Source organism: Streptomyces sp. CA-179760 (assembly GCF_050937045.1).
Taxonomy (GTDB): domain Bacteria; phylum Actinomycetota; class Actinomycetes; order Streptomycetales; family Streptomycetaceae; genus Streptomyces.
In genome coordinates, this window is the sequence record NZ_JBNJLZ010000001.1 from 3,360,581 (window position 1) to 3,381,377 (window position 20,797).

A 20,797-nucleotide genomic window follows, 5' to 3' on the forward strand; every position below is an offset into this window, starting at 1 on the left:
CCTCTGTCAGTCGGAGGGCGCTCGAACAGCGCGGGGGTCCGCGACGGTGTCGGCGCCGTACAGGGCCTGCACCCAGTTGCTCTGGTAGATCGTGTCCAGGTAGCGCTCACCGAGGTCCGGGGCGATCGCGACGGGCGTGAGGCCCGGGGTTCCGTGCCGCGCGAGCCAGTTCGTCGCCCCGCTGACGACCGTGCCGGTCGACCCGCCGAAGAGGAAGCCCTGCCTCGCCATGGACCGGCAGGTGCGGATGGCGTCGGCCTCCTCGACACGCACCGCCTCGTCGACGTAGCTCTCGTCGAGCAGCGGAGGCCGGACGCTCATGCCGAGGCCGGGGATCATCCGCCGTCCGGGCGGGTCGCCGAAGATGGCGGAACCGACGCTGTCCACCGCCACGATCCGCACCGGCCGGTGCCAGGAGCGGAACCAGCGGGCGCAGCCCATCAGGGTGCCGGTCGTGCCGACGCCGATGAACAGGACGTCCAGGAGTGGGAACCAGCGGGCGATGGCCGGGGCCGTCCGGAAGTAGTGCGCCTTCCAGTTGTCGGGGTTGGTGTACTGACTCAGCCACACATAGCGGTCGTCGGCCGCGCACAGAGCACGCACGTGCGCCAGCCGCGCGCCCAGCAGACCACCCGTGGCACGCTCGTCGGAGACGACGTGGACCTGGCTGCCCAGGGCCTCCATCATCAGCCGGGTGGCGAGGTTGCACCGGGAGTCCGTCACACAGACGAAGCGGTAGCCCTTGCTCGCGGCGATCATGCTCAGTGCCACGCCGAGGTTGCCGGAGGAGGACTCGACCAGGATGGAGTCCCGCCTGAGGGTGCCGCCGCGCTCGGCGGACTCCACCATCTCGGTCGCGGCCTTCATCTTGATGGAGCCGGCGAAGTTGAAGCCCTCGCACTTGAGGAAGAGCCGGTGTCCCGTCATCGGCTCGAGGTCGACGTACAGGTCCTCCTCGTTGAAGGCGTGGGGTACGGATATGACAGGCACGATGTTCTCCTCGTACGGGGCGGACGGAGGACGGGTTCCGCCCTCAGCCGTGCCGGCTCAGTTCGTGAAAGAAGTGGTCGATGACCCGCAGCTCTCCGGAGCGGGCCACTTCGTCGTAGACGTAAGCGCCGACCGCGAGGTCCAGCACGCCCAGGCCGAACGGTGAGAAGACCACCGGACGGCAGGCTGGGACCGTCACCCGGCCGGCCATCACGTCGTCGAGCGTGCCGAGCAGGAAGTCGCGGTTGCCGGTGAGGCGTTCGGTGAGGTGCGGTGAGGTGGCGGCCCGCAGGCAGTGGTCGATGTCGTCGACGACGTTGACGGCGCCGAGCAGCACCTCGGGTGCGAGGTCGCGCAGCGACACGTGCAGCACCACCGGGTTGTGGCGGAACCACGACGGCTCGGTGATGTGCGGCCGGTCGGCGACCGTGGCGAAGACGATCAGGTCGCTGAGGCGGATCAGTTCCTCGGCGCTGCCGTGCACGGTGACGCGCCCGACGGCCCCGGACTGCTCCAGGTAGGTGCGGAAGCCGGCGGCGCTGTCTGCGGACAGGTCGTGCACGCCGATGGCGTCGAAGGACCAGCCGGTGCCCTCCAGATAGGTGTGGATGTAACGGGCGATCAGCCCCGCCCCGACGAACCCCAGCCGGGCCGGGCGGGGCCGTCCCCTGCTGAGCCGGTCGGCGGCCGACGCGGCGGACGCCGCGGTCCTGGCGGCGCTGATGATCGAGCTCTCCATACAGACGAAGGGGTAGCCCGTGACGGGGTCGTTGAGGATGAGGACGGCGGATGCCCGGGGAATGCCCGAGGCGACGTTGGCGGGGAAGCTGGAGATCCATTTCAGCCCGTCCGCCCGGCCCTCGCCGCCGAGGGAGGCGGGCAGGGCGATGATCCGAGCCGTCGGCCGGTCGGGGAAGCGCAGGAAGGAGGACGGCGGATTGACCGTACGGCCGGCGCCGTGCAGTCGGTACGTCGCCTCGACGACCTCCACCACGGTCTTCTCCCGGCCCTGGAGCACCTCCTTGACCTGGCTTCCGGGGATGACGGCGAAGGGCGGCACCACCGGGGTGTCCGCGTCCGATGTTCGCGTCATGGCGGTCTGCGGGACGGTGTGCGCGGTGGTCATGCCGCTTCCCTCCCCGGCTGCGGTCCTGGGAGGCCGGGACGCACGGGGTCGGCCATCGCCACCACGATGTCCCGCGGCCCCTGGTAGGCCTCCCGGCTGTGCGCGGTGCGGATGTTGTCCACGAGCATCAGGTCCCCGCGCTGCCAGGGCCGGCGTACGGTGTGGGCCTCGTAGGTCTTGTTGATCCGCTCGACGACGTCCGGGGGCACCGGATCGCCGTTGCCGTAACGGGTGTTGAAGGGCAGGCCGTCGGGGCCGTACTCGTCGGTCAGGAACTCCCTGACCTCGGGGGCCATCGTCCACTCGTTCAGGAACGCGATCTGGTTGAACCAGCAGCTCCGGCCGGAGGCCGGGTGCCGTACGACGGCGGGCCGGTGCTGCCAGGTCCGCAGCGAACCGTCCGGCTGCCAGGCCCAGTCGATCGCGTGGGCACGGCAGTAGGCCTCGACCGCGCCGCGGTCGTCGGTGCCGAAGGACTGACCGAGTGTCGCGCCGATCCCCTCGTTGTAGGCCCTGGTGAGCAGCCAGCCCTCGCGGGCGAAGCGGTCGACGAGGTCGGCGGGCAGCGCCCGCAGCACGGCCGTCGCGTCGGCCACCGCGGTGGCACCGCCTTCGACGGGCGGCTCCAGGCACGCGAACAGCAGCAGGCCGGGACACTCGAGGGCGTAGCTGAGCTCATGGTGCATGCACATGGGCTGGGTGGGCGGCCAGGCCGACGACGAGTAGACGCCGTCCGCGTGGCGGTCGCGGGCGGCGAACGCCTCCCGCTCCGTCATGGGGCGCTCGGCCACCCGGCGGAGGACCGACTCGACGTCGGCCGGGGTGCGCAGTCCGAGGCCCCGGACGGTGACCGCCCCGTGTTCGGCGACGAGTTCGCGCAGCGCGCCCCGGGCGTCCGGGATGTCTTCCGCGTCGAGAACCGGAAGACCGTCCGGGCCCCCGGTCGTCTCTGTTGTCGTCTCTGTCGTGGTGGCCCTGTTCTTGCGGAAGAGTGCCGACAGCATGTCGCTCTCTCCTCTCGTACTGCTCGTGTCCGTCACGGTTGTCCCGGTTCTCCGCCGGTGCGGGTGTCGATCAGCTGGGCCAGGTCGGCCAGGACGGGGCGGCCCGTGAGGTCGCGCGGGGAGATCACCCGGTCCAGTGAGACCGCGAGGCGCACCGCCGTCAGGGATGTGCCGCCCAGGTCGAAGAAGTTGTCGTCGCGGCGGATCCGGCCGGGCGGCAGGCCGAGTTCCGCCTCCCAACGCGCCGCGAGCCGCCGTTCGGCCGGTGTCCGCGGGGCGCCGCCGGAGTCCCGGGCCGGACCGAGGTCCTCGGCGAGCGCCGCGAGTGCCTTGCGGTCGGTCTTGCCGTTGGCGGTGAGCGGCAGACGGTCCAGCCGGTGGAAGGACGCCGGGACCATGTACGCCGGGAGCAGATCCGCGAGCCGCTCACGCAGGTCCTCGGCGCTCACCGCGCCCTCGCTCGCGCAGAAGGCGGCCAGCTGGCGGCCGTGCCCTTCCGCACCGGTCACCACGACCGCGCAGTCCGTTACGCCGGGCAGCCGCAGCAGCGTGTTCTCGACCTCGCCGATCTCGACCCGGAACCCCCGGATCTTCACCTGCGCGTCCCGGCGGCCGAGGAACTCCAGTTTTCCGTCGGGCCGCCAGCGGCCGAAGTCGCCTCCCCGGTACAGCCGTTGGCCGGGGCGGTGAGGGTCTTCCAGATAGGTGAGCGAGGTCCGTTCGGCGTCGTTGACGTAGCCGCGCCCGACGCACACCCCGGAGAAGACGATGGCGCCGGGCGCGCCGAGCGGCACGGGAAGCAGGTTCTCGTCGACGACGTACTGGTACACGTTGGCGATCGGCCGCCCGATCGGGATCCGGTCGGTTCCGGGCGCCCGGTCCATCACCTCGTGGTGGGTGTCGTCGGACGTCTCGGTCAGCCCGTAGGCGTTGACCAGGCGCACGGCGGGCCCGGTGGTGAACCACCGCTGGACCAGCTCCCCGCGCAGCGCCTCGCCGGTGACGGAGACGCACCGCAGGTCGGGCAGGTCCCGGGGGACGCGTTCCAGCGCGGACAGGACGACGTCGAGATAGGACGGCACCACCTGGAGGATGTTGACGCGTCCCTCGGCGATCCGGTCCAGGAACCGGTCCGCGTCGAGGATGGCGTCCTGCTCGACCAGCAGGGTCCGCCCGCCGCTCAGCAGCCCGGCGAGCAACTGCCACAGCGAGATGTCGAAGCACTGCGAGGCCGTCTGCGCCACCACGGTGCCCTCGCCGATGCCCAGGTCGTCGATCTTGGCGTACAGATGGTTGAGCAGACCGGCGTGCTCGCACAGCGCGCCCTTCGGCTCCCCGGTGGAGCCGGAGGTGAAGAAGACGTACGCGAGCCGGTCCGCCGGTATGTCCAGGCCGATATCCGATCCGTCGGTCGCCCGGCCGGTGAGGTCCGGGACGAGCAGCCGCCGGGTTCCGGGGCGCGTCGCGAGCGCCCGGTCCAGCTGACCGGTGCTGCCGGGTTCGGTGAGGACGTACGCACAGTCGGCGCGGGTGAGCATCGCGCCGATGCGGCCGGGCGGATGATGCGGGTCGACGGGCAGGTACACACCGCCGGCCTTGAGGACGCCGAGCACACCGGCCGCCCAGTGGAGGTCGCGCTCGGTCACCACGGCGACCGTGTCCTCGGGGCCGAGCCCCTCCGCCAGCAGGGCGCGGGCCACCCGGTTGGCCCGGGTATTGAGGTCCGCGTACGTCAGGCCGCGTCCCTGGTGGACCACGGCGGTGGCGTCCGGATTCCGACGCACCCGCTCCTCGAACAGTTCATGGAACCGGCGGTCCGGCAGCGCACGGCGCGGCCCCGCCGCCAGCCCGTCGAGCTGGAACCGGAGTTCATCGGGAGACAGCAGGCTGCCCCGGTCGTGGCGGGCGTCGGGATCGGCGGCGATCGCCTCCAGCGCGGCGAGGTGGTACCCCCCGATCCGGGCGGCACAGTCCGCGTCCAGCAGGTCGGTCCGGTGCCGCAGGCGCAGCACGAGCCGGCCGTCCTCCTCGGCTGCCGATACGCCGAGCAGCGGGCCACCGTCCGCAGGGACGGTGACCTCGTGCCCGGCGGGAGCGAAGACGGCCTCGGGCCCGGGCCCGGGCGGCGGCACCGCCGATGCGGCCGACCCCGCTTCCCGCACCAGCTCACCCCAGGTGCCGGGCTTGACGGTCAGCTCGAAGATCTCCGTTGCGGCCGGGGAGAGGTAGCCGCTGCGCACCTCGGGGTCGCCGGAGAGCAGGGCGAGCACCTTCGCGTGGGCCGCGAGAAGGAGCGCGGTGAGCGGCACACCGAGGTCACCGGCCCGCCCTCGAAGGGCGGCCGTCATCTCGCCGGGGACTCGCATGACATGCACCCCGGTCCCGGCCACCGGCTCCCTCGCCCACCGGGGCACGGCCGTGAGACCGCCGTCGGCCCGGCTGTCGCTCCCGGCGACGCGGCCCTCGGCCGTTGTCGCTGCCATCACCGCACACCTCCGTCGTCCAGGGGTCGGGCCGGATTCCCCGCCCAGCGGGTGTGCCCGGGGACCGTCTCGCCCTTCATGAGGAAGGAGTCCGCCGCCAGCACGGCGCCGTCCCCGACCGTCACGCCGTAGTGCACGAACGCTCCGACGCCGAGGGTGCAGCCGTCACCGATCGCGCTGCGGTCCGACTTGAACGTGCCGTCCTCCTGCGAGTGGCACTGCAGGACGCTGCCCGAGTTGAGGGTGCAGTCGTCCCCGATCCGGACCATGGGCCGCTCGGTCACGGCACAGCCGTCGTCGAAGACCCGCGCCCCGATCCGCACGCCGAGCAGGCGCCATACGAGGCTCTTGAACGGCGTGCCGTCGAGGACGTGCAGATAGGTCTCGGAGGGAACCTTCCAGTACCGCTCACGAACCCAGAACCGGCGGTCGTAGATCGAGCAGAACAGCGGCTCCGGCCGGTGCACCACCGTGACGGCCCGTTCGAGGAGGACGTAGTACAGCAGGGTGAACGGCAGCACGACGGCGTTGGCGAGCGCGAGGACCGCCGTGCCCCACACCGGGTACCGGCTCGCGGCGAGCGCGAACAGCAGGACGACGCAGAAGAAGAACAGCCATCCCGTAAACAGATGCCATGCCATGGTGACGGCGTTGTGCCGGTTCTTGGCCGCGAGGCGGCGACCGAGACCGTCCCCGTCCTTGAGCTCGTCGAAGGTGCTGTCCCGCGCCACCGACCGGGGGATCTCGAAGCAGGGCGAGCCGAGCAGTCCCACATCGTGCCGGAGCGGCCCGCTGACGGGGACCGCCACCTTGGTACCGAGCAGGCAGTTGTCGCCGGTCCGGCCGCCGACGGGGTAGGCGATGCGGTTCCCGAGGAAGTTGTGCGTCCCGATCGCGGTCGGCGACAGCCGGAACGACGTACTGGAGTACTCGGCGTTCATCAGGGACAGCCCGTCCGCGACCATGGTCCCGGTGCCGACCCTGCTCAGGAAGGGGCTCTCGTGCTTGACCCCTGTGCCGAAGTTGGAGCCGGTCTGCTCCACCGGGGAGAGGCGGTAGCCGATCCAGCGCAGGTAGTGCACGATGCAGCTGCTGTCGCCGAACAGCCGGGTCAGGGACTTCCTGTTGGTCATCAGGACGATCGTGCGGTGCACGGTGTGGTGGAAGCCGAAGAGCGGATACGTCCGGCCGGGCGGGACGAACCTGCCCAGCAGCCGGGGGACGGTGGCCAGGACCACGAGCGCGGCGAGCACCCCGCCGAAGAAGAGAACGACCGTGCCGACCAGCAGGTCGACCCAGAGCACCGTCGCCCCGCCCTTCAGTACGGCGGATCCCTCCAGCATCCGGGAGAGCAGCACGTCCAGGCAGCCCACCGCGAGCGGCAGATACACCAGCAGCGCCATGAACAGCGTCAGGACGCCGTGCGTCGCTCGCCGTGCGGTGCCGCACCGGGCGGGCTCCACCGCCGGGAAGGGTCCGTCCGCGGGCTGGGCGGGGGAACCGTGCCAGTGCTCACCGTCGGGGACCGTCTGCCCGGTCTGCAGGGAGGACGCGTGCGCGAGCCGGGCCCCGTCCCCCAGCCGGGTCCCGATGTCCAGCACCGTCACCTCACTCACGACGGCACCCCGGCCCAGGGTGACCGGCCCTGTCTCGATCACCCCGTCGACCGCGTTGTAGCAGCTCAGCAGGGCGTCCTTGCGGACGAGCGCGCCGTCCCCGACGGTCAGCAGATCGGTGCAGACGGGGGCGCTGCGCGACAGGATCGTCACCCCTCTGCCGATCCGCGCGCCCAGTGCCCTCAGGAAGAGCGGGTAGAGCGGCGATCCGACGAACAGGATCATCGGACTCGACCGGATCAGCGTCTTGACCAGCCAGAACCGGAAGTAGGCGAGGCTCCAGACGCGGAACCGCCGGGGCGTGAACCGGCCGATCAGCACCCACTTGGCGATCACGGGCAGGGCGCACAGCACGACGAACAGCACGGCTCCGAACACGACGCTCCGCAGATAGGCGTCGAGCAGATGCTGTTGCGCGGAGATCCATTCGTATCCCCAGGCGGTGACGGCCGCGAGGAGGAAGGCATAGCCGAGGAAGGCCATCATCTGCAGTGCCCCGCAGAGCACGCGGTGCGGGCGGCCGGTGGGCTGCGCCGGTGCCGGTACCGGCGCCCTGGTCAGTCCCGCTGGGCTGGGCGCCTCGGGTCCGGGGTGGGCGGCGGGGCGGTGTCGACCAGGGCGGCCGCCAGTCCCCCGGCGGTCGAATGCCGGTAGACGTCGCGCATCGACACCGCGGGCAGATCGGGCAGGTTCCTCACCCGCGCGCAGAAGTGCGCCATCACCAGAGAGTCGGCACCGAGATCCTCGAAGAAGTCGCTGTCGACACCCACCTCGTCCAGATGAGCGACCTCCGCCAGCAGCGCGGCGAACCGCTCGGCGACAACGGAGCCCCTGACCACCTCCTGGAGCTGCTGTCCCGCCATGAGAAAACCCCCTCGACTGCCGACTTCTCCTCTGCCTCACTAGGGGTTCGGAGCCGGGCAGCCGAGGTATGAAGCTCCTGCCTACTTCTCGAAACGTGAGCGGGTGTCTCACCAGCCGGATGCATCACAGCGGCCCGATCGGAGCACTTCGGCCACCAGCCACTCGGCCCACCTGGAGCCATTCCCTCAGAGAGCACCCAACCGCTCCGATTACGCTCCGATTACGCTCCGACCACCCCGCGACAGCCGCCGATCCCACCCGGCGCGCTTGCGCGATGCGGGCGCGTCCGCCCCCGCCGCTCGGCAAACCGGGCGGCACCTCGACCTCGGAGACGAACTACCCCCGCGCGTCCAGATCGACAGCCCGTGGGGAGCCACCCACACCTCGGACAAGCGCCGTGTGGTCGATCGTTTCATCCGTCGGTTCGAAGCCATGACAGCATCAGCCCTGCCGCCCGAGGACACTCCCGACTTCCTGTACCGACTACAACGAGAGCTGTAGACCATGCCCACGCACCCTGCCGCGCACGAACTCGCCTCAGCCCAGTCCTGGTTCAAGTCGTCCTACAGCGACGGCACCGGCCAGAACTGCCTCGAAGCCGCCCACCTCACCCCTCCCCCTCCATAGCCATCCGCGACTCCAAATCCCCCACCGGCCCCGCCCTGCTCCTCCCCCGGCCGCGTGGACGGCGTTCCTCGCCCACGTCGGCCGGGAAGAGAAGCCGTAGCGACCGCTACTTGCCGCAGAACTCCGCCTCGATGACGGCCGCGGGGGTCCCCGACCAGTCACCGTTGTAGTTGACGGCCAGGGAGTGCCGGCCGTCCTCGGTCGTCACCGCGCTGGAATTCGATCCGGTGATGCCGCCGTCGTGGCCCCAGACGTGGACGCCGCAGCTGAGTTCACGGTCCGCGAGTCCCAGGCCGTAGCGTCTGCGGTCGCCGGACGCCACGGTGGTCTTCATCTCCTTCAGCTGCTCGGGCGGAAGCAGTCGCCCGCGCAGCAGGGCCGAGTAGAAGCGGTTCAGGTCGGCCGAGCTGGAGACCATCTGGCCGGAGCCGTAAGCCAGACGCGGGTTCAGCTCCGTGACGTCGTACGTCGGGCCCGTGGCCGTCCTGGCCAGCTTGGAGTAGGCGCGGCTGCCGGGCCGGGGCAGGGTGACCCGGGTGGTGGGGACCGAAGTGGAGTCCAGGTCCAGCGGGGCGATGATCCGACGGTCGATCTCGTCGCCGTAGTCGTCGCTGCCCGTGGCCTTCTCGATCACCCGGGCGGCCAGGATGTAGTTGGTGTTGGAGTAGTTGAACGACACCCCCGACGCGGGATACGGCTTGTTCGCCATGGCGAAGGCGAGCAGCTCCTCGGGTGTCGCCTCATCGAAACGATGCTTCATGAAGCCGTCCGCGGTCATGTACTTCTGCTGGAAACCGGTGTCGTCCAGGTAGTCGTAGACGCGGCTGGTGTGGTTCAGGAGCTGGCGCAGCGTGATCTTCCGGCCGTCGTGACCGTTGCCCCGGACCAGGCCCGGCAGCCACTTCTCCACCGTGTCGTCGAGCGAGAGCTTGCCCTCCGCCTCCAGTTGCAGGACGACGGTCGCGACGAACGTCTTCGAGATGCTGGCGACGCGGTAGTGGTCCGCCGTCGAACGCGGCTTGCCCGTCTTGAGGTTGCCGACGCCGGCCGTGGCCGCCCAGGTGCCGTGCCCCCGCCGCACGGTCACCGTCACGCCCGGGACGCCTTCGGCGATCGCGGCCTCCACCGCCTGCCGGGTCGCGTCATGGCCGCCGGGTGCCTTGCCCGGGGCGGCCAGCGCCGGGGCGGCCAGCGCCGCCGTGAGCGCCACGGCCGTCGCCGCCGTCAGGGCCGTACGTATGTGTCTCCTCATGTCCCCGTTTCCCTTGTCTTTGGCCTGCTCGAAAAGGATCGGCTCAGCCGTCGCCGCAGAACTCCGCCTCCACGACGGCCTTGGTCTCCCCCGCCCAGTCCCCGTTGAAGTTCACGGCCAGCGAGTGGCGGCCGTCGCTCGTGGTGACGGCCATGGAGGAGGAGCCGTGGATGTCGCCGCCGTGGCCCCAGACGGTCGTGCCGCAGGTCAGCTTCCACGAACGCAGGCCGAGGCCATAGCCCTCGTTCTCCTTCGTGGTGGGGCCCGTGCGCTTCATCTCCTCCAACTGCCGGGGCTGGAGCACTTCGCCGCGCAGCAGGGCCGAGAAGAAGGTGTTCAGGTCGGCCGAGTCGGAGATGATCTCGCCCGAGTAGGCGAAGGAGGGCCGGAACTCCGTGACGTCGTAGGTCGGACCGGTCGCCGTCTTCGCCAGCTTGCCGTAGGCGCGGCTGCTGGGCTGGGGGACGGTGATCCGGGTGCGCGGGACGGACGTGGCCGTCAGCTGCAGCGGTTCGATGATGCGCTGCTCGACCGCGTCGCCGTACGGGTGGCCCGTGATCTTCTCGATCACCATCGCGGCGAGGATGTAGCTGGTGTTGGAGTACTTCCACGAGGTGCCCGGCTTGAAGTCCCGCTGGTTGGTCAGGGCCATCGCGACCAGTTCCCGTGGCGTCTTCCTGTCGAACCGGTGCCGGAAGAAACCTTCCTTGAGCATGTAGGTCCGCTGGAAGGTCTCGTCGGCCAGCAGGTCGTAGACGCCGCTGGTGAGGTTCAGGAGTTGCCGCAGGGTGATCTTCCGGCCGTCGTGGCCGTTGCCCCGGACCAGGCCCGGTAACCACTTCTCCACCTTGTCGTCGAGCGAGAGTTCGCCCTCCGCCTCCAGTTGCAGGATGACGGTGGCGATGAACGTCTTGCTCGCGCTGCCGATGCGGTAGTGGTCCTGCGTCGAGCGCGGCTCGCCCGTCCTGAGATCGCCCACTCCTGCGGTGGTCGCCCAGGTGCCGCCGTCCCTCTCCCGCACCGTCACGGTCACCCCGGGGACGCCCTCGGCGACGGCGGCCCGTACCGCCTGCCGGGTCGCGTCATGCCCGCCGGTGGACGGAGCCGCGAGCGCCGGGGCGGCCAGGGCCGCCGTCAGGGCCACGGCGGTCGCCGCCGTCGAGATCGTGCGTGTGCGTATGGCCATGTCCCCGTACCCCCGTCAGCGTCGAGCGGTGTCAGGGAGGGGGACCACGAGCCGGCGGCCCGGAGTTGACCGGCCCGGGGCCGGTTGAGCGGGAATCAGCCCTTCTTCAGCACCAGCTCGGTGTTGCGGTCCTCGGGATCGCCGCCCAGGTTCTGGTTCGCGCCGGGGGCGTTGAGGGACAGCTCGCGGTAGAGGGCGGCGAGGCCGGTCTGGGAGAGGTCGGAGAAGTCCGTGCGGTGCGGGGCCGAGGACTCCACCAGCGTGGTGAACAGGGAGATCGTGCCGTCCTTGTTGTCGGTCAGTTCGATGATCCGGGCCAGCTGGGGAAGTCGACGTGGGAGGCGGTGGAGATCTCCCAGAAGGTGCCGCCGCCGGACATCGAGTGCGGGGTGACGACGTTCTTGTGGATGTGGCCGTTCACCCAGGCGAGCACGTTGCGGTGGCCGCCGAGGAGGGCGAGGACCTCCTGGCCGTCGTGCCGGCGCTCGTCGGGCCGGGACGGGTCGTCGCGGAGGTTCGTCATCGTCTTGCTGGTGTGGTGGCTGAAGATCACCGCGTGGGAGTCCTTGTTCTCCCGCAGGGTCTTCTCCAGCCACTTCATCTGGGCCGTGCCGAGGGAGCCCTCGTAGTGGCCGCCCGCGTCGGTGGTGTCCAGGCTGATGCCGATGACGTCATCGGAGATGCGGAAGACGTAGTACTGGGTGCCCGAGTCCAGGTTCGCGGAGGAGTAGCCGTGACCGGCCGGGCCGATGCCGCGGTGGGCCGGGTCCAGGTGCGCCTGGAGGTACTCGGCCTGGGTGAAGGGGGCGCGGCTCTCGTCCGGGGTGACCGAGCGCATGGAGCGGGCGTGGGACTTGAGGAAGTCGTGGTAGCGGACGCCCTGGGGGTCCCGGGCCTCCTTGATCTGCGCCTGGAGCCGCTGTGCCTCGGCCTCGGACACGTCCATCAGCTTCTTGCCGCCGACGGCGAGTTCGGTGAGGTAGGAGTCGCCGTGCGAGGCGTAGCAGCCCATCGGCAGGGAGTCGTGGTTGCCGACCGTGGAGTACCAGGGCAGATTGAGGCCGGGGCTGCGGACCTCTCTGACGGCGGCCTTCAGGAAGCCGTCGAGCTGCGGGAAGCCGGCCTGCTTGTCGCTGTCGCGGACCGCGGCGTCGGGCTGCCAGTACTGCTTGAGGCCGCTGTTCTGGACGCCCTCGTACTGGCGTGGGTCCCCGGTGTTGGGTGTGATGCGCCCGCCGCTCATGATCTTCAGGTACCAGTCCAGCTCGGACTTGGCGTTGTTGTCCGTGTTGTCGCCGGTGGTCATGGCGAAGTGCAGCGGGGCGCCGGTGACGGGGGCGCCGCGGAGCGCGTTGATCCGCTCGACCAGCGCGATGGCGCCCTGCACGGTCAGCGCCTCGTGCGGCCGCCAGGCGTGGATGTCGGCCGAGCGGAGGTACTCCAGGCGCAGCGGGTGCTGTGCGTCGATGATGTGCAGGTCGGTGAGCTGCACGAACGCCGCGAGCGGCGTACGGCGCCCGGCGCGGCCGGACTTGGGCGCGGCCAGGTCGGAGCGCACGACGCGCTGCCAGCCCGGCCCGTCACCCAGGCGCCGGTATCCGGAGCCGCCGCCGCGCGGGGTGGCGACGGAGGCGAGGGTGGTGCCCTTGGTGTAGGGGGCCAGCGGCGCGGCCGGTGCCTGGCGGGAGGAGGCGGCTACGGCCTGGGTCGTCTCCTTTGCCGTGGCGGCCTGGCTGTCGCTGGGCCGCAGGGCGTAGCCGACGCCCGCGGAGAGGGCGACCGCGCCGCCGGCGGCGAGGACGGAACGACGGTGGATGCCCTGGCCGGATCCTGCGACTGAGCGTGTGCGCGACATGCGCTTCTCTCCCCGAGTACGAACGCGTCGGCAGTGGTCGCGGGGCGTTCGTCGAACGAACACCCCGCTCACACTGGATCGTTGGCACCGGGGATGACCTGTACGTAAACGCGACGGCAACGGGCAGCGCCGATCACCGTACGTGGATCTTGGCCCACCCTCCGCGTCGACGACCGCTCCGGGAACGGCCCGGAGTCGGTCACTCGGCGTTCATCTTCCGGGGTACTGCACCTATTCCACGCCTTCCGCGACCTCGGCGAGCCGTCCGCCGGCCGGGCGCTCCCGCCACAGTCGCAGTGCCGTGTCGACCAGCCCGATGCGGACCAGTCCGGGCACCGCGTCCAGGTCCTGCCAGGCGGCGAGGTCGGTGGAGCCGCCCACCTCGTTGCGCAGTTCGCCGCCGGTGATGCGGCCCTCGTAGACGAACCGGACGCCGTGATGGTCGACGGGGCGTCCGAAGCCGTCGCGGAAGACGCGGTGGGAGGAGTCCACGCCGAGCAGTCCGGTCACTTCTATCCGGTACCCGGTCTCCTCCTCCACCTCCCGTCGCACGGTGTCGTAGGGATCCTCGCCGTGCTCCATGCCGCCGCCCGGCAGGACCCACTCGGGGGTGCCGTCCTGGGCGGGTGAGCGGGCGAGCAAGATCTGTCCGTCACGGACGCATATGGCGTAGGCCGCCACCCTCAACTTCTCTCGCACTCCGGGACGTTAACCGATTTCGCCGTCTTCAGGACTCATGCCCGCAAAACGCATCGCGGGTTTTCCCCATACGTCCATCTCGTTTCGGTCAACAGTCCCCAAAGAGCGCGCCCTTACGCAAAGCTGTGCGATCGTCCGGGCTCGCGTTCGGACCGTTGCGACCAGGGTCGATCGGTCCTGGTCGTTCCCGCTCGTTCCTTTACCAACAAGGGATGCCGATGACCCTCACCCCCCAGCGAGACCCGATATCGGGTCCGAGACGTGTGGCGCGCATAGCCGTGGCCGCCGGGCTCGTCGCCGCGCTCTCCGCGGCCGGGCCGATCCCGCTGGCCTTCGCCGCCGACGGCCCGGGCGCCTCCGCCCCCGCCGACCTGGACGTCAAGTCCGCGCCCGACAAGCTCGGTTCGGACGACGCTGACCTCCTCGCGGAGGCCAAGGCCGACGGCGACAAGTCCGTCACGATGATGATCGCCACCGCGCCCGGGAAGACCGAGCAGGTCGCCGGGCAGCTGGACGCGGTCAAGGGCGGCACGGTGGGCCGGGCCGACGACAAGCTGGGCTACGTCCGCGCCACCGTCCCGACCTCCCGGGCGGACGCGGCCATCGCCGCCGCCGCCAAGCTCTCCTCCGTGCACGGCATCGACCTGCGCGAGGAGATCCCGCTGGACGACCCGACGCCGAGCGCGGACACCGCCAAGGGCGCCAAGGCCGCGAAGGGCACCTACCCGGCCCCCGGGAAGAAGACTCCGGCGGAGAACCCGTACAACCCGTCCTTCGAGACGGGCGCGGTCGACTTCGTCGAGGACCACCGGAAGGCCGACGGCCGCGGCATCACCATCGGCATCCTGGACTCCGGCGTGGACCTCGGCCACCCGGCGCTGCAGAAGACCACCACCGGCGAGCGGAAGATCGTCGACTGGGTGACTGCGACGGACCCGGTCGTCGACAACGACCGCACCTGGCGCCCGATGACGACCTCGGTGTCCGGGCCCAGCTTCACCTACGGCGGGAAGACCTGGACGGCCCCGGCGGGCTCCTACCGGGTCAGCACCTTCCTGGAGTCGTACACCACCGGCGGCGACGCTGCGGGCGACGCCAACCGGGACGGCGACACCACCGACGCCTGGGGCGTGCTGTACGACGCGGCGTCCGGCACGGTCCGCGTCGACCTGAACAACAACAACGACTTCGGTGACGACACCGCGATGAAGCCGTACAAGGACGGCTTCCAGGTCGGGTACTTCGGTACCGACGACCCGAAGACCGACATCGCCGAGCGGCAGCCGTTCGTCATCGAGATCCGCAAGGACGTCGTCGTCAACGCGTCGGGCGCGAAGGCCGACTTCGTCAACATCGGCGTCATCGAGTCCGAGCACGGCACGCATGTCGCCGGCATCACCGCCGCGAACGGCCTGTTCGGCGGAAAGATGGACGGCGCGGCTCCGGGTGCCAAGCTCGTCTCCTCGCGCGCCTGCACCTGGTCGGGCGGCTGCACCAACGTCGCGCTCACCGAGGGCATGATCGACCTCGTCACCAAGCGCGGCGTCGACATCGTCAACATGTCCATCGGCGGCCTGCCGGCGCTGAACGACGGCAACAACGCGCGCGCCGAGCTGTACACGCGCCTGATCGACGAGTACGGCGTCCAGCTGGTGATCTCCGCGGGCAACTCCGGCCCCGGCACCAACACCATCGGCGACCCTGCCCTGGCCGACAAGGTCATCTCGGTCGGCGCGTCCGTCTCCAAGGAGACCTGGGCCGCCAACTACGGCTCGGTCGTGGAGAAGAAGTACGCGCTGATGCCGTTCTCCTCGCGCGGACCGCGTGAGGACGGCGGCTTCACCCCGACCCTGATCGCCCCGGGTGCCGCCATCAACACCATCCAGACCTGGATGCCGGGCGCCCCGGTCGCCGAGTCGGGCTACACCCTGCCGGCCGGCTACGGCATGCTCCAGGGCACCTCGATGGCCTCCCCGCAGGCCGCCGGTGCCGCCGCGCTGCTGCTGTCCGCCGCGAAGCAGAAGAAGATCGACCTCACGCCGGCGACCCTGCGCACGGCCCTCACCTCGACCGCCGACCACATCAAGGGTGTGCAGGCGTACGAGGAGGGCGCGGGCCTCATGAACATCGAGGACGCCTGGGACTCGATCCGCGACGACGCCACCTCCCACGCCTACACGGTGAAGGCGCCGGTCGACACCGCGATGGACGACAAGCTCAAGACGCCCGGCTTCGGCACGGGCCTCTACGACCGTGAGGGCGGCCTGAAGGCCGGCCAGAAGAAGACCTACGAGGTCACCGTCACCCGTACGTCCGGCGCAGACAAGGCGATCCGGCACGAGCTGCACTTCGAGAACAACGCGGGCGGCACGTTCCGTATCGTCGGCTCCGACGAGGTGAAGCTGCCGCTGAACCAGCCGGTGACCGTCAAGGTCCAGGCCGCGCCGAAGTCCGCCGGTATCAAGAGCGCGATCCTGGAGGTCGACGACCCGAGGACCGAGGGCATCGACAAGCAGGTCCTGAGCACGGTCGTCGTCTCGGCCCCGCTGAAGTACACCTTCTCCGCCTCCGACTCGGTGCAGCGCAACAGCTCGCGGCATTACTACGTCACCGTGCCCGAGGGCGCGAAGACGCTCGAGGTCGCGATGAGCGGGCTGAAGGACAAGAGCCAGACCCGGTTCATCTCGATCCACCCCTACGGCGTCCCGTCCGACCCGACGTCGACGATCAACTGCTACCCGAACTACGCCAACCCGGCCAACACCTGCCGCCCCGACCTGCGTTCGTACGCGGACCCGCAGCCGGGCGTGTGGGAGATCGAGGTCGAGTCGCGCCGTACGTCGCCGCTGCTCGACAACCCGTACAAGCTGGATGTCGCCGTGCTCGGCGCGGCCTTCGACCCGGAGACCGTGACCGTGCCCGAGGCGAAGGTCGGCACCCCGGCCGCCGCCTCCTGGAAGGTGACGAACGGCTTCGCCGCGCTCGACGGCAAGCTGGTGGGCGGCCCGCTCGGCTCGGCGAAGACGACCCGTCCGTCGATCAAGCAGGGTGAGACGCAGACCACCACGGTCGAGGTGCCCGCGGGCGCGAAGTCCCTGGACGTCGCCATCGGCGGTGTCTCGGACAACGCCGCGGACCTGGACCTCGCGGTCTACGACGCCGCCGGCACGCAGGTCGGCAGCTCCGCCGACGGCGACTCGGAGGAGTCGGTCTCCGTCCCCTCCCCGGCCGCCGGTAAGTACACCGTCGAGGTCGTCGGCTACTCGGTGCCGGCCGGCACGACCGCCTACGACTACCAGGACGTGTTCTTCTCCCCGTCCCTCGGCAGCGTCGGCGTCGACGGCTCGGCGCCGGTGAAGCTCGGCACGGGCGCGTCGGCCACGGTCTCGGGCAGCGTCACCGCCGCGGCGGCCGCTCCCGAGGGGCGTGAGTTCTTCGGGCAGATCCAGCTGGTCAACGCGCGCGGCACGGTCGCGGGCCTGGGCAGTGTGAAGATCGAGAAGGTCGTGCCGTAACTCCGGCCGACAGTCTCTGGGGGCGGGCGTCCGTACGGGCGCCCGCCCTTCTTCATTTCTTCATTGGCTCCTACGGGCAGGGGAGCGTGCGCGACTCGGGCAGGGCGGCGGTGATCCAGGCCCGTTCGCGGGCGATGTCCTTCTCCCCGACGCTCCATATGTCCGGTTCGGCCTGGGTGCCCGTGATCCCGACGAGGACGTGGTCGCCCGGCCGCAGTCGGGGGTCGACGTCCTCGCCCATCGGGAAGACGACCCGCTCCTTCCCCTCGGCGGGCTTGTAGGAGCGCTCCACGTCGAGGGTGACGCGGTCCTGCCCGGTGCCGGGGACCGGTTCGACCTCGGCGACGGTGCCCTCGACGACGAGCCGGGCGCAGGCGAGATACCCGGCGTGGCTGAGGCCGGCGTCCTCACCACCGTCCTGCGGCCTCGCCGCGGAATCGGCGGCTGAACTCCCCGCCGAGTCGTCCCCGGCCCCGGCCCCGCCCTGCACGACGAGCCACCCCATGCCCACGACGACAGTGGCGGCCGCGGCGGCGACGAGCCCGCGCAGGGCCAGGGAGAGAGGCCGGGGACGGCTGGGCCGCGACCGCACAGGCAACACCCTCACCGCCGAGTCGGCGGCCGCCCCCGGCCCGGCACCGTGCGCGGCAGCCCGCGGGCCGGCTGTCGGCCCTGCCGCCGCGGTTCGCCCCGCCGGATCTGCCGCTTCCCCCCGGGCCTCCAGCAGGGCCTCGTCGCCGTGCGCCAGCGTGTCCCCGAGCAGCGTGAGCTGCTCCCGCAGCAGGGCCACGTCCGTCACGGCCGCGCGGTGGGCCGCCATGAAGTCGGCGTCCCGGCGGGCCTCCCCCGGCACGGGGTCGCCGAGGATCGCAGCCATCAACGCGTCCATTCCCTCGTACTCGCCACCGTCACTGCCGTCACTGCCGTCACGCCGGGCGGCACCGTTCTCGTTGTTCTCGTTCCGGGCGGTCATGTCACACCACCTCGTCCTCGTGCAGGCGGGCGCGCAGGGCGCGTACCGCCGTGTGCAGCCTGCTCTTGACCGTGCCCTCCGGGACGCCGAGCTGCTCGGCGATGGACCGGACCGGCAGGTCGGCGTAGAAGCGCAGGACGACGACCTGGCGCTGGGCGTCGGGCAGCTCGTCCAGGCCCTGGGCGACGGCGACGGACAGCACGCTGGTGTCCTCGCCGGAAGGGTGCGCCGCCGGCTGGCGCAGGGCGGCCAGCCGCTCCCCGAGCCGCTCCTGGCGGCGCTTGGCCCGGTGCCAGTCCATGGCCAGGTTGGAGGCGACGACCGCCGCCCACGCCGAGACGTCCCGCGGCGCCTCCCGCCCGCTCGCGGCCCGCTCCAGCAGCCGCAGCCGGACCTGCTGCACGCCGTCCGGCAGGTCCGCCTGCGGCACCCCGCCCAGCGCGAGCACCGCCCGCACCCGCCGTTCCTGCGCCGCGTCCAGCGGATCAGCCGCACTCTGCGGATCGTCCCCGGCACCGGCCTGCGGCGTCTCCCGGCCCCGCCGGGCCCTTCCGCGCAGCAGCACAAGCCACCCCCTCGCCGTGTTTCTTCTACGACGCCGGTCCGGCCCGGAACGTTCGGTCGTCCTCCGGGGGATTTCCGGCAGGACGGCAGAGGTAACGGCAGAGGTATACGTCACACTCCCGTGTGGCGGAGGGAGGGAGGGGCAGGTGAGCTTACGGCGCACGCCCCCTGTCGAACGAATTTCTCCAGCTCAGAGCGGTTGACACCGCAGGTCCGCAACCAAGGAGCGGGACACGTCGTCCCACTCACCGGACAGCCCGGGGAAAGAAGTGGACAGATGGGCCGTGGTCGGCCGCATGATGGAAAAGCCTCGGCCAAGCAACGAGCATGTGAAGAGACGCAGGAGAGGGAGTCACCGTGAGGGTCGGAATCGTCGGAGCCACCGGACAGGTGGGCACGGTCATGCGCAGGATCCTCAAGGAGCGGAACTTCCCGGTCACCGAGCTGCGCCTGTTCGCCTCGGCCCGTTCGGCGGGCTCGGAGCTGGACGGCGTGACGGTGGAGGACGCGTCGACCGCCGACTACACCGGCCTGGACATCGTCCTGTTCTCCGCGGGCGGTGCCACCTCCAAGGCGCTGGCCGAGAAGGTCGCCTCCCAGGGTCCCGTCGTGATCGACAACTCCTCCGCGTGGCGCAAGCACCCCGAGGTGCCCCTGGTCGTCTCCGAGGTGAACCCGCACGCGATCAAGGACCGCCCCAAGGGCATCATCGCCAACCCGAACTGCACGACGATGGCCGCGATGCCGGTCCTGCGTCCGCTGCACGACGAGGCGGGCCTGGAGGCCCTGGTCGTCGCCACGTACCAGGCGGTCTCCGGCTCCGGTCTCGCCGGCGTGGCCGAGCTGCACGGCCAGACGCAGAAGGTCGTCGCCGACGCCGACCAGCTCACCCACGACGGCGAAGCGGTCGACTTCCCCGAGCCGGGCGTCTACAAGCGCCCCATCGCCTTCAACGTGCTGCCGCTCGCGGGCAACATCGTCGACGACGGCCTGAACGAGACCGACGAGGAGCAGAAGCTCCGCAACGAGTCCCGCAAGATCCTGGAGATCCCCGAGCTGAAGGTCTCCGGCACCTGCGTGCGCGTCCCGGTCTTCTCCGGCCACTCCCTCCAGGTCAACGCCCGCTTCGCCCGGCCGATCTCCCCCGAGCGGGCGACGGAGCTGCTGGCGGACGCCCCGGGCGTCGTCGTCACCGACATCCCCACCCCGCTCCAGGCGGCCGGCAAGGACCCGTCGTACGTCGGCCGCATCCGCCGCGACGAGACGGTGGACAACGGCCTGGCCCTCTTCCTCTCCAACGACAACCTCCGCAAGGGCGCGGCCCTGAACGCGATCCAGATCGCGGAGCTGGTTGCCGAGGAGCTGAAGGGCTAGTCCCTGCGCACCTCCTGATCCCTGCGCACCTCCTGATCCCTGCGCACCTCGTAGAGGAAGCAGCCGTACTCGACGGCCCGGACGTGGACGAGTTCCACGGCCGGGTCGTCGAACGCTTCCGTGAGGGCCTCGTCGACGGCTGCGGGCTCGGTGACCAGCCGGCCGCCCAGGATGCGGCCCTCGGCGGAGTAGCGGCGGACCGTGCGGTGGCTGTTGGTGAAGGGGAGGGCGTCGGTGTCCGGCCCCCCGCACTCCTCGGCGTGGATGAAGACCGGGCCCTGTTCGTCGTAGGCGCCCGGGTCGACGCCCCGCTCCGACGCCCAGCGGCGCAGCGGGGCGTACGAGGCCAGGGCGATGCGTTCGCCCGGTTCGGCGCGGCGCAGGCAGCAGCGGAGCGGTGCGCCGCCCTCGGTGTCGGTGAACGGGGTGGTGGGGCGGCCCGCGTCGTCCGTCGTGCGGAGGTCCTTCAGGGCGCGCGGGGCGATGGGCAGTGCGTTGTGGGTCGTCTGCATACTCATCAGGCTCGCGCGCGCGGGACCGGGGCACCGGCGGATTCCGGACCTCGCGTTCCCACCGGACAGCGGTCTGCCGAGGGGTAACCCTAGGAGACGCCCAGATCGTCGAATGATGCCAGGCTGCCGTGGAAAGATGGCGCAACCCACCCATAAC

Annotated in this window: 13 protein-coding genes and 2 pseudogenes; 3 read left to right on the plus strand and 12 right to left on the minus strand. The window is 70.9% G+C overall.

What is annotated here, in order from left to right:
• Positions 1–6 precede the first annotated feature (6 nt).
• From sbnA to ACQEV8_RS15070, 5 genes and pseudogenes are all read right to left on the minus strand, one after another.
• On the minus strand, positions 7–990 hold the full coding sequence (sbnA, locus tag ACQEV8_RS15050; RefSeq protein ID WP_432960368.1) for a 2,3-diaminopropionate biosynthesis protein SbnA: 984 nt from the start codon (positions 988–990) through the stop codon (positions 7–9).
• A 43-nt stretch (positions 991–1,033) separates the two neighbouring features.
• A complete protein-coding gene (gene sbnB / locus ACQEV8_RS15055; RefSeq protein ID WP_432972703.1) occupies positions 1,034–2,083 on the minus strand; it encodes a 2,3-diaminopropionate biosynthesis protein SbnB in 1,050 nt (349 codons plus the stop codon).
• A 29-nt stretch (positions 2,084–2,112) separates the two neighbouring features.
• On the minus strand, positions 2,113–3,120 hold the full coding sequence (locus ACQEV8_RS15060) for a TauD/TfdA family dioxygenase (RefSeq protein ID WP_432960370.1): 1,008 nt from the start codon (positions 3,118–3,120) through the stop codon (positions 2,113–2,115).
• Positions 3,121–3,152: 32 nt separating this feature from the next.
• Positions 3,153–5,603 (minus strand): non-ribosomal peptide synthetase, encoded by a 2,451-nt coding sequence (locus tag ACQEV8_RS15065; RefSeq protein ID WP_432960372.1) that lies wholly within the window; start codon positions 5,601–5,603, stop codon positions 3,153–3,155.
• Positions 5,603–8,082 (minus strand): annotated as a pseudogene (locus ACQEV8_RS15070) (Pls/PosA family non-ribosomal peptide synthetase). Before ACQEV8_RS15070 ends, ACQEV8_RS15065 begins: the two are co-directional and overlap by 1 nt.
• Positions 8,083–8,587: 505 nt before the next feature.
• Between ACQEV8_RS15070 and ACQEV8_RS15075 the strand changes: the two are divergent.
• Positions 8,588–8,710 carry a DUF397 domain-containing protein gene (locus ACQEV8_RS15075; RefSeq protein WP_432960375.1) on the plus strand — a complete coding sequence of 41 codons (123 nt, stop codon included), beginning with the start codon at positions 8,588–8,590 and terminating at the stop codon, positions 8,708–8,710.
• A 106-nt stretch (positions 8,711–8,816) separates the two neighbouring features.
• Here ACQEV8_RS15075 and ACQEV8_RS15080 read toward each other — a convergent pair whose 3' ends face one another.
• The 4 genes and pseudogenes from ACQEV8_RS15080 to ACQEV8_RS15095 form a co-directional block, all read right to left on the minus strand.
• Positions 8,817–9,962 carry a serine hydrolase domain-containing protein gene (locus ACQEV8_RS15080; protein ID WP_432960377.1) on the minus strand — a complete coding sequence of 382 codons (1,146 nt, stop codon included), beginning with the start codon at positions 9,960–9,962 and terminating at the stop codon, positions 8,817–8,819.
• A 43-nt stretch (positions 9,963–10,005) separates the two neighbouring features.
• The gene (locus tag ACQEV8_RS15085; protein ID WP_432960379.1) at positions 10,006–11,148 is read right to left on the minus strand and encodes a serine hydrolase domain-containing protein; all 1,143 of its coding nucleotides are present in this window, start codon (positions 11,146–11,148) and stop codon (positions 10,006–10,008) included.
• 95 nt (positions 11,149–11,243) lie between these two features.
• Positions 11,244–13,003: pseudogene (locus ACQEV8_RS15090) on the minus strand (TIGR03767 family metallophosphoesterase).
• Positions 13,004–13,234: 231 nt separating this feature from the next.
• Positions 13,235–13,702 carry an NUDIX hydrolase gene (locus tag ACQEV8_RS15095; RefSeq protein ID WP_432960382.1) on the minus strand — a complete coding sequence of 156 codons (468 nt, stop codon included), beginning with the start codon at positions 13,700–13,702 and terminating at the stop codon, positions 13,235–13,237.
• Between the two features lie 218 nt (positions 13,703–13,920).
• Here ACQEV8_RS15095 and ACQEV8_RS15100 point away from each other — a divergent pair, with 218 nt between their 5' ends.
• Positions 13,921–17,217: a S8 family serine peptidase gene (locus tag ACQEV8_RS15100; RefSeq protein ID WP_432960384.1), complete on the plus strand. Its 3,297-nt coding sequence runs from the start codon at positions 13,921–13,923 to the stop codon at positions 17,215–17,217.
• A gap of 70 nt (positions 17,218–17,287) precedes the next feature.
• Here ACQEV8_RS15100 and ACQEV8_RS15105 read toward each other — a convergent pair whose 3' ends face one another.
• Complete coding sequence (locus ACQEV8_RS15105) at positions 17,288–18,190, minus strand: hypothetical protein (RefSeq protein ID WP_432960386.1); 903 nt, start codon at positions 18,188–18,190, stop codon at positions 17,288–17,290.
• A gap of 1 nt (position 18,191) precedes the next feature.
• Positions 18,192–18,752, minus strand: a complete 561-nt coding sequence (locus ACQEV8_RS15110; protein WP_432972706.1) for a sigma-70 family RNA polymerase sigma factor — start codon at positions 18,750–18,752, stop codon at positions 18,192–18,194.
• Between the two features lie 359 nt (positions 18,753–19,111).
• On the opposite strand from ACQEV8_RS15110, the gene ACQEV8_RS15115 reads away from it, so the two are divergent.
• Entirely contained in the window at positions 19,112–20,128 is a 1,017-nt protein-coding gene (locus ACQEV8_RS15115; protein WP_432960388.1) for an aspartate-semialdehyde dehydrogenase, read from the plus strand.
• Here ACQEV8_RS15115 and ACQEV8_RS15120 read toward each other — a convergent pair.
• Positions 20,125–20,640 carry a DUF1203 domain-containing protein gene (locus ACQEV8_RS15120; RefSeq protein WP_432960391.1) on the minus strand — a complete coding sequence of 172 codons (516 nt, stop codon included), beginning with the start codon at positions 20,638–20,640 and terminating at the stop codon, positions 20,125–20,127. The two genes, ACQEV8_RS15115 and ACQEV8_RS15120, sit on opposite strands and share 4 nt — an antisense overlap.
• Positions 20,641–20,797: the final 157 nt, after the last annotated feature.

Coding starts and splice junctions, on each gene's coding strand:
- sbnB (WP_432972703.1), bottom strand. CDS start 2,083: ATGACGCGAACATCGGACGCGGACACCCCGGTGGTGCCGCCCTTCGCC.
- ACQEV8_RS15060 (WP_432960370.1), bottom strand. CDS start 3,120: ATGCTGTCGGCACTCTTCCGCAAGAACAGGGCCACCACGACAGAGACG.
- ACQEV8_RS15065 (WP_432960372.1), bottom strand. CDS start 5,603: ATGGCAGCGACAACGGCCGAGGGCCGCGTCGCCGGGAGCGACAGCCGG.
- ACQEV8_RS15075 (WP_432960375.1), top strand. CDS start 8,588: ATGCCCACGCACCCTGCCGCGCACGAACTCGCCTCAGCCCAGTCCTGG.
- ACQEV8_RS15080 (WP_432960377.1), bottom strand. CDS start 9,962: ATGAGGAGACACATACGTACGGCCCTGACGGCGGCGACGGCCGTGGCG.
- ACQEV8_RS15085 (WP_432960379.1), bottom strand. CDS start 11,148: ATGGCCATACGCACACGCACGATCTCGACGGCGGCGACCGCCGTGGCC.
- ACQEV8_RS15100 (WP_432960384.1), top strand. CDS start 13,921: ATGACCCTCACCCCCCAGCGAGACCCGATATCGGGTCCGAGACGTGTG.
- ACQEV8_RS15105 (WP_432960386.1), bottom strand. CDS start 18,190: ATGACCGCCCGGAACGAGAACAACGAGAACGGTGCCGCCCGGCGTGAC.
- ACQEV8_RS15120 (WP_432960391.1), bottom strand. CDS start 20,640: ATGCAGACGACCCACAACGCACTGCCCATCGCCCCGCGCGCCCTGAAG.